General features: G+C 55.3%; 9 protein-coding genes. 4 read left to right on the plus strand and 5 right to left on the minus strand.

Going from position 1 to position 8,884, the window contains the following annotated elements; genetic code table 11:
- Positions 1 to 71: 71 nt before the first annotated feature.
- The 5 genes from scpB to SCM96_13175 are packed head-to-tail and all read right to left on the minus strand — an operon-like array spanning position 72 to position 4,521.
- Positions 72 to 620 carry an SMC-Scp complex subunit ScpB gene (gene scpB, locus SCM96_13155; GenBank protein ID MDW7761567.1) on the minus strand — a complete coding sequence of 183 codons (549 nt, stop codon included), beginning with the start codon at positions 618 to 620 and terminating at the stop codon, positions 72 to 74.
- On the minus strand, positions 613 to 1,362 hold the full coding sequence (locus SCM96_13160; protein ID MDW7761568.1) for a segregation/condensation protein A: 750 nt from the start codon (positions 1,360 to 1,362) through the stop codon (positions 613 to 615). The genes scpB and SCM96_13160 overlap by 8 nt, the downstream gene beginning before the upstream one ends.
- Positions 1,363 to 1,390: 28 nt before the next feature.
- On the minus strand, positions 1,391 to 2,383 hold the full coding sequence (gene trpS, locus SCM96_13165) for a tryptophan--tRNA ligase (protein ID MDW7761569.1): 993 nt from the start codon (positions 2,381 to 2,383) through the stop codon (positions 1,391 to 1,393).
- 2 nt (positions 2,384 to 2,385) lie between these two features.
- Complete coding sequence (locus tag SCM96_13170) at positions 2,386 to 3,066, minus strand: site-2 protease family protein (GenBank protein MDW7761570.1); 681 nt, start codon at positions 3,064 to 3,066, stop codon at positions 2,386 to 2,388.
- A gap of 45 nt (positions 3,067 to 3,111) precedes the next feature.
- The gene (locus tag SCM96_13175) at positions 3,112 to 4,521 is read right to left on the minus strand and encodes a glutamine synthetase family protein (protein MDW7761571.1); all 1,410 of its coding nucleotides are present in this window, start codon (positions 4,519 to 4,521) and stop codon (positions 3,112 to 3,114) included.
- Positions 4,522 to 4,720: 199 nt separating this feature from the next.
- Between SCM96_13175 and SCM96_13180 the strand changes: the two genes are divergently transcribed.
- The 4 genes from SCM96_13180 (at position 4,721) to SCM96_13195 (ending at position 8,705) form a co-directional block, all read left to right on the plus strand.
- The gene (locus SCM96_13180; GenBank protein MDW7761572.1) at positions 4,721 to 5,185 is read left to right on the plus strand and encodes an Lrp/AsnC family transcriptional regulator; all 465 of its coding nucleotides are present in this window, start codon (positions 4,721 to 4,723) and stop codon (positions 5,183 to 5,185) included.
- Between the two features lie 67 nt (positions 5,186 to 5,252).
- Positions 5,253 to 5,705, plus strand: coding sequence for an adenosylmethionine decarboxylase (speD, locus tag SCM96_13185; GenBank protein ID MDW7761573.1), 453 nt, complete (start codon positions 5,253 to 5,255; stop codon positions 5,703 to 5,705).
- A complete protein-coding gene (locus tag SCM96_13190) occupies positions 5,702 to 6,007 on the plus strand; it encodes an MTH1187 family thiamine-binding protein (GenBank protein ID MDW7761574.1) in 306 nt (101 codons plus the stop codon). Before speD ends, SCM96_13190 begins: the two co-directional genes overlap by 4 nt.
- Before the next feature lie 145 nt (positions 6,008 to 6,152).
- Positions 6,153 to 8,705: a M1 family aminopeptidase gene (locus SCM96_13195; protein MDW7761575.1), complete on the plus strand. Its 2,553-nt coding sequence runs from the start codon at positions 6,153 to 6,155 to the stop codon at positions 8,703 to 8,705.
- Positions 8,706 to 8,884 lie beyond the last annotated feature (179 nt).

Below are 8,884 nucleotides of genomic sequence, written 5' to 3' on the forward strand. Positions count from 1 at the left end.
CTATCCGACTTCCCGCCGGGTGTCAATCCTAAGTTATGGAGGAACCTAGACTTAGGTTGAATTCGAGGCGATCATGTCTCGGGTTCGGCGTCCTCCTGGAGAATCCGGGCGATTTCCTCGGTCGAGGGCAGCTCATCGAGGCTGTTGAGCCCGAAATACTGCAGAAATCGCTCCGATGTTCTGTAAACAAGCGGATTGCCCGGCGCTTTTTTCCTTCCGACGATTTTGATGAGTTTTTTATCGAGAAGCGTCCGAAGCGCTCCCGAGGAATCCACTCCCCGGATAGCGGAAATTTCCGCCTGGGTCACGGGCTGGTGATAAGCGATGGCCGACAGAGTTTCGAGACCCGCCGCCGAAAGCTTGGATTTCCGCTCGATCATCAGCAGGCGGCGGATCCAGCCGTCATGCTCGGGCTTGGTTGAAAAAACATAACCTCCTCCTGCCAGCCGGAGGGAAATGCCGCGTTCAGGAGAGGCATAATCCGCCGTAAGGGCATTCAGAGCGGCCTGGATCTCTTCGGGGGGGGTGCCCTCCAGAATGGATTGGATTTTATCCAAAGTCAGGGGATCCTGAGAAAGGAAAACCAGGGCTTCGATGATGGGTTTCAGTTGATCACTCATGATCGGGATTCCTCGGAAAATCTTTGCGCAGCCAGACCTTGATGGTCTGGAAAAGTTCTTCCTGAACGGCGATGACACGGAAGGACTTGATGAGTTCGAGAAGGCAAAAGAAGGAAATCAGGGCTTCCTCGAGCGACTCCTGGGTTTCGAAATAGTCCTTATAATCGATGACGGATTCGCGTTCCAGAAGGCCGAGGAGTTCGGTCATCTTTTCGCCGATGGTGACCTCCCGGCCCTTGATCACGCGGAAATCGCCGGCGGACTTGCGTTTCATGATCAGGAAGAAAGCTTCGGCCAGGTTGAAAAGGGAGACGTCCATTCCCTCCAGCGGGTCTTCCTCGGGCAGCGGCGGCAAAAACGTCCTGCGCCAGTGCAGAAGTTGTTCCTCCTCGCGATCGCGCAAGACGGAGGACACGGCCTTGATTTTCTGGTATTCCACGAGACGGTCGACCAGGATCCGGCGCGGATCCTCGCCTTCGGCCGTCTCGGTTTCCCGAGGCAGAAGAAGCTGGGACTTGATGTAGATCAGGAGAGAGGCGATAAAAAGAAATTCGGCTTCCCGGTCCAGATTGATGCGGTCCTTGCGCTCCAGGTATTCAAGATAGTCCCGCGTGATCTGGGCGATCGGAATGTCGTGAATATCGATCTTTTTTTTCCGGATGAGAAACAGCAGGAGGTCGAGCGGACCTTCAAAAATCTCGAGTTTGACCTGGTAGCCTTCCGTGGAGGGTTCAAGAGCCATGACGCGTGTTTCCCGTAACCGGCAATTTTCAGAGCCCCATGGCGGACCGGGCGTCCTCCATGGTCCTCCGGGCGACGTCCCGGGCCCGGGAGTTTCCTTCTTCGAGAATATCCCATACGGTTTGGGGGTGGGCTTCCAAGTCCCTGCGTTTGTCCCTGTAGGCGGCGAACAGCTCGGTCAAGGCGTCGATGACAGCCGTTTTGCACTCCAGGCAGCCGATTTCCGCCGTGCGGCAGCCCCGGGCCAGTTCCTCGCGTTTTTCAGGACGGACAAAAGCCTTGTGGAGGGTGAAAACCGGACAGTCCTCAGGGACACCGGGATCGGAACGGCGTTTTCTTCGGGTGTCGGTCACCATGACGGCGATTTTTTTGCGGATGATATCCGGAGTATCCTTCATGTAGATCGCGTTGTCGTAGGATTTGCTCATTTTCCGGCCGTCCGTGCCGGACAGCTTGGGAACCTCGGTCAGGAGCATCTGGGGTTCGGGGAAAACCTCGCCGTAAAACCGATTGAACCTGCGGGTGATCTCCCGGGCCAGCTCCAGGTGAAAGGCCTGATCTTCGCCGACGGGGACGACCTGGGCCTTGTAGACCAGAATGTCGGCGGTCTGCAACAGGGGATAACCGAGAAAACCGTAAGTATTCAAATCCCGGTCCCGAAGCTGTTCCTGCTGCTCTTTGAAGGTCGGCACGCGCTCAAGCCAGGGCAGAGGGACGATCATGGAGAGAAGAAGGTGGAGTTCGGCGTGTTCCTTGACTTCGGACTGGATAAAGAGAACGGATTTTTCCGGATCCAGCCCGGCGGCGATCCAGTCGACGGCGACTTCAAAAGTATAGTTTCGGAGCGATTTGGTGTTTGTGTATTCCGAGCTCAGGGCATGCCAGGTGACGATCGAATAGAAACACCGGTGGGTGTCCTGAAGGCGGATCCAGTTGCGGAGAGCGCCCACGTAATTGCCGAGATGGAGAGGGCCGGTCGGCCTCATGCCGCTTAAAACCGTCTTTTTTTCGGAAGTGCTCATGATCAGGAAAAAATCAAGGTGAAAATGACAATCTGGATCGGGCGGACGATGAAACCCAGAACACCCAGGTAAACGAGAGCCAGGACGATAAAAAATCCATAGGGGCGGATGCGATCGTAGGTTTCAGCCGCTTTGTCTGAAAGAAGACCGGAAAGAATGCCGCTGCCGTCCAGGGGCGGGACGGGGATGAGGTTGAAGATGGCCAGGTAGGTGTTGATCAAAACTCCGTAAAAGAGGATCAGCATGACTCCATGGAGGGGAAAGATGCCGCGGGGAAAACCCTGGCGGAAAAAGAGAAAGTCGCGCAGAAATTCCGTCAGGCCCGGGTTCAAGGCCTTGAGAAGGAGGATCAGAATCAGTCCCGCCGCTGCGGCCGTCAGGTTGGCGGCCGGACCCGAAAAGGAAATCCACAGGTTGTCACGGCGCGGGTTCCGCAGGTTGTAAGGGTTGACGGGAACGGGTTTGGCCCAGCCGAAGACGGGCGCCCCGATGACCGCGAGAATGATGGGAAAGAGAACCGTGCCGAAGGGGTCGATGTGGACGACGGGATTCAACGAAGCCCGCCCAAGGCTCCAGGCCGTCGGGTCTCCGAGCTTGTGGGCCGACCAGGCGTGCGCCGCTTCGTGGATGGTGATGGCGAAGAGCAGCACAAACAAGCTGATGACGATCGATACGATATCCATGATGAACGGGTGTAGTTATAGCACACCTCGGCCCGCGTGAAAAGGTCAAAGAACGGGCAGATAGGTCCGAATTTCGTATTCGCTCACCCGGCTGTCGAATTCCCGGGAGGCGTTCCGCTGATACATTTCGATTTCCCGGCGTTTGTTGGCGAGAAACGAGGAGAAAATATGATCCCCCAGGCAGTCTCGGACCAACCGGCTTTTTTCCATGATGCGGATCGCCTCTTCGAGATTGCGAGGAAGAATTTCGATGCCGAGCTTTTTCCGGTGTGCGGCGCTCATGTCGTAGATATTGTCTTCAACGGGACCGCATGGATCGCAGGATTTCCGAAGGCCTTCGAGTCCGGCGGCAAGCATCACGGCCAGGGCGAGATAAATATTGCAGGCCGGGTCGGGGGATCGGAGTTCGATCCTGGTGGCCGCCTCTTTTCCGGGCTGGTATTTCGGGACCCGGATGTAGGCGGATCGGTTTTTCTGACCCCAGGCGATATAGACGGGGGCCTCAAAGCCCTCGATCAGCCGCTTATAGGAGTTGATCCACTGGCTGAAAATGGCCGAAGTCTCCCGGGCGTGAACAATCAACCCCGCCATGAAGCTCCGGGCCGTATCCGAAAGCTGGTAGGGCGCATCCGCCTCGAAAAAGACGTTTCGGCCGGGTTTCCACAAGGACTGATGGACATGCATGCCGCTGCCGTTTTGTCCGTTGACGGGTTTCGGCATGAATGTTCCGTAAAGCCCGTGCATCCGGCAGACTTTTTTCACCATGTACCGGAAAATCATGGCCGTGTCAGCCATGTCCAGCGCATCGAGATAGCGGAGATCGATCTCATGCTGGCCGTGGGCGACTTCGTGATGGTCGTATTCCGTGGCAATGCCCATGCGGTTCAGGTAGAGCTGAATTTCCTTGCGGATCTCGCCGTGCCGCCCGCTGAAGAAATATCCTCCGACGTCCAGGGCGGTGGGTTCCCGGTCGTCGGCGAAGATGAAGAATTCGAGCTCGGGGCCGCACTTGAAAGCGTCGAAACCGAATTCTCCGGAGGCCCGATCCAGCATGGTTTTGAGAACATGACGGCTGTCGCCCCGATAGGGCGTTCCATCGGGTGTCAGAATGTCTCCGAACATCACGGCTTCCCGCCAGGCGGGCTGTCCGTTGAAGCCCCGGTATTCCCAGGGCAGGACACGGAATGTCCGGTAGTCCGGCCGGATGACGAGGTCGCTTTCCTCGATGCGGACAAAGCCTTCGACCGAGGACCCGTCGAAACCCTTGCCGTCGGAAAAGGCGCGTTCCAACTCGGCCGCCGGAATGGCGAAATCCATGGGGCGACCCAGGATGTCGGGAAAGACGATGCGGATGAATCCGATATTCCTGTCCGGGGCGAGAATGAAATCCAGGACATCCTGTTCGGAACCGAAGCCCCATTCGGCAAGGGGATTATGGACGTTTCCGATCATCATTCACCTCCTGTCATTTTAGACGGCTTGACCCATAGGGCCGTTTTCCATTAGGATAAAACGCCGCGCGAAGCTTTTGAGCGAGATTCATAATGTCAACTTTTCTATCAAAAACAAGATTGAGTGTCAACAAATATTTGTCATATAAAAACAAATGTATCTATATTTCTTTTGAAAAGATCCATGTGTAAAGGAGGGGGTCATGGCTGTGTATATGGATAGGAAGATTCTCGCGATCCTGAACAGCAATGCCCGAAAAAGCTTTCGGGAAATTGCCAAGGATATCGGCATCTCGACGACGGCGGTCATCAATGCCGTCAAAAGAATGGAAAAAGCCGGTGCCATCCGCGGCTACATCCCTCTCGCCGATCCCGAGTTTTTCGGAAGCGGCCTGACCGCCATCGTTGCCGTCCGGATCTCGGGAGGCCGGCTCATCGAAACCCAGAAAACAATCTCCGAAGATCCCCGCGTCACGGCGGTTTATGATGTGACCGGGGATTGGGATTCGCTGATCGTCGGGCGTTTCGACGGCCGCGAAGATCTGAATGCGTTTCTGAAAAATCTTCTGGCGGTGCCCTGTGTCGAGCGGACCGTGACCCATATCGTCCTGAATGTCGTCAAGGAAGATCCCCGCGTCTTCATTCCCGACGCCGTGCGCCGTTCTTGACAGATTTCCAGGATGTGACATAATCAATTTTTTAACGCGTTTTGATTTCCGGAGTAAGGAGATTCCTATGGCTAAAGAGGTTCATTCGTCCATCGGCCATCACTATATCGTGGAAGCTTCCGGCTGTGATCCGAATATCATCGGAAGCGTCGAGAAGGTTCAGCAAATCCTGGTCAAGGCGGCGGAAATCGCCGGAGCCCAGGTCTGGGCCATTTCTTTCAGCCGTTTTCCTCCCAACGGCGTCAGCGGAGTCGTCGTGATTTCCGAATCTCATATCTCGACGCACACCTGGCCGGAAATGGGCTATGGGGCTCTGGATATTTACACCTGCGGAAGCCATGTCGATCCGGAAAAAGCCGTCATCTACGCCATTGAAGCTTTCGGCGCAACGACCTCCCATATCACGGAAATCACCCGGGGCATCGATGAGGGGGACGCCCTGTTCTTCCACAGCTTCGTGACCTGGGAAGAACGCCTGAAGAAAAACAACGGCAGGAAAAAAGAGGAATCCGCGATATGATCGTCGAATTCAGCATCATTCCGATAGGCCGCGGCGAGGAGCTGGCCGGATATGTGGCCGAAATGCTCGATCTTGTGGATGGAAGCGGTCTACCCTACAGGTTGACGGCCATGGGGACCATCCTTGAAGGCGATTGGGACGCCGTCATCCCTCTCATCAAGGCCTGCCACGAAAAAATGATGGCTCACGGTTCTCGCGTTCTCACCCGCATTTCCATCGACGACCGCCGGGGAGCATCGAATCGCATCGAAGGCAAAGTGGCCGACGTCGAGAAAGTTTTGGGCCGCGATCTCAAAAAGTAAAAAAAAATTTACACAATCCTGAATGGGGACGGTTTTTTAGAGGGGGGATAACGCGAATTGGCCATTGGCATAAATCGTGCTGTATAATAGTCTTGCAGCCGGATTAAACGGGAACATGTTGCAGGTTTATTTTCGAATCTCTCTGATGGCCATCCTTTTGGTGACCTCTGTCGCGGCCGGACCCGGCCCGGATGAAAAAACCCTGGATCTGTTTCTTGACGGGATCATCAAACGTCTCGAAGAGAAAGACATCGCCGGATACCTGGCGTTTCTCACTCCCGATCTCCGGGACTCCGAAAACGCCGCCGTCCGAAGCTATTTCGACGTCTTCGAAATGGATCGCTTGACTCTCCGAATGTCGGGACGGGGATCGGACGAAACCGGCCGTCCGGTCGTTTTTCTTCAGGCCTTTTTTCAAAACGAACATGCCGTGATCGCCGAAAACTGGAAGTTTTTTATGGAACGCCTCGATGGGCGCTGGCGGATTATCCGCCGGGAACCTTCCGGATCTGTGGCCAACCTTTACAAGCTCCAAATCCCCTCCGGACGGTACGGGCGAAGCTCTCGCGTGGAGATCGAACACCGCGACATCAAGATCGTTTTTGAGGAGGCCGCCGTCTTTTTCGACAATATCCCTCATCTCGATACGGCGCTTGTCGTTCTAGGCAAGGGACATTTGACATTCCAGCCGTCCGACGACATCGAGAAACACCAACTCGAGTTGATGTACGGACGCCCCATTCTCGAAGACACCCTGGACCACGTGTTTCTGAGATGTTCGAATCATTTTTTCTTGACGAGAGTCACGATCCGGGACTTTGAGGACGATCCCCGGGTCGCCGTTTCCGAAACCGAAAAAAAATCGGCGGCCGCCGTGTTCTCGCGCAATTACGGACGATCCTTCACGATCGAAAGCCCCATGGATCAAGGCCTTTTATCGTTCCTTCCCCAGGGCGATGAAGCCGTTTTTGATTTTCGGGGTCGAAAAACCGGGCTGATGACCTATATCTATCATCCGTTTTCCGAGGAAGAAATCAGCCTGTTTGATCGCACCAAAAACAGAATCGTCAACATGTATTCGCCGCGCCGGGCCGACGAGGAACGGCTTCCCCGCATGTTCGTCAGTTTCGGCGAAAAGTTCGATGTTCGGCATTACGACCTTGATGTCGATTACAACCCGGAATCCTCATCCCTGTCGGCGAAGGCGCGCATCCGGATCGCCTCCCGGGTCGAAGCGCTCGACGCCGTAAAATTTCGTCTGAATCCCGATCTCGAAATCCTCAAGGTGAGAGATCCGGCCGGCCGGGATCTTTTTGTGACACAGGATCGATTGCGCAATCTCTTTTATGCCTATTTCATTGTCCCTCCGGAACGGGGCGAACCCTTCGAGTTGGAGATCGAATACCGGGGACGGATTTTTCCCATTCCTCCGATGTCCGATGTGCTCTCTCAATCCAGAGTCCGGGACCAAGTCGTGGTCTTCCGGCCGCGCTATGAGACCTATCTCTTCACCCATAATGCCTTATGGTATCCGGCCCCGGCGGACGAAAAATATTTTACGGCCCGCATGCGTATCGTCGTGCCACCCGGGTATGTTTGTCTCTCGGTCGGGAATCCTGCCGGCTCGAACGGATCGTCGTCCTTCCTGTGGGAAACGCGGACGCCCGTCAAATATCTGGCGTTTATCGTCGGGCGTTTCGACAAGACCCAAAGCCGGGACTCGCCCGTACCGTTCAGTGTTCATGTTTCTTCGGAAATCAGTGTTCCCTGGCGTGAACTGGCCGAGAAAAGTTCGGAGATCCTTGAGTTTTATTCCGGGTTGTTCGGGCCTTTCCCCTATGACTCCTTCCGCGTCGTCCACAGGCTTTGGCCCGTCCGGGGAGGACACAGTCCCCCCTCGTTCATCGTGCTCAATGAGCCGCCGTGGATCGGAGAGAGGCGCTATGGACTGGCCCTCAACAGCCCCGTGGATGTGTCCGCCCGGGAAGATTACTTTCTGGCTCATGAAATCGCCCACCAGTGGTGGGGACAGGCCGTATCCTGGGCCACATACCGCGATCAGTGGCTGAGTGAAGGCCTCTCCCAATATGCGGCGGTTCTCTATTTGAGAAAACAGTTCGGGGAACGCGAATTCGGGGGAATCATCAAAAAACTTTCGCGCTGGACGGAAAAAAAATCCCATCGCGGCCCGGTCATCCTCGGCTCACGCCTGAGCTATACCGATTATGAGGCTTTTCAGGCGATTGTCTACAACAAGGCGTCTCTGGCGCTGCATATGCTGTCCGATATCCTCGGCGAAGACCTCTTTTATCGTTGTCTGAGGGAATTTTTCCGGGAACACCGGCACGGCCGGGCTCGAACGGGACAGTTCATTCAAGCCGTGGAAAAAACCTCGGGTCGCGATCTCCAGGATTTTTTCCAGGGCTGGTTTTTCCGGCATGAGCTTCCCCGGGTCCGGTTCTCCTCCCAGGTCGAAAAAACGGAAAACGGATTTCGGACCAGGATCCGGGTCTTTCAGCCTCACGATGTGTTTGTCTTTCCGCTTTGGGTCGAGTGGAGAATCGGGCGCATCTCTCACAGGGCCATGATTGTCGTGGACGGACCTCAGGTCGAGGCGGTTTGGGAAACCGAGGAAAGACCGAGACGCATCCGCATCAATCCCGACGGCCTCGTCCCAGGAAAATTCCAAAAGCTCTAAAAACTCTGACCCGACTTTCGCCAATAGCTTTATCGGCAACTCGGAACTTATTATATATCATGATGATAGCTCTTATCTTGGTGTAGTACCTAAATGGCCTCGGGATCAAGCTTCAGGGCCGTTAGGAGCTCGCGTTCGGTGCTCTCCAGGAGGCAGAGTTTCCGTATGGGTTGAGCGGA

Source organism: Acidobacteriota bacterium (assembly GCA_033549365.1).
GTDB lineage: Bacteria > Acidobacteriota > Aminicenantia > Aminicenantales > Saccharicenantaceae > JAWSUF01.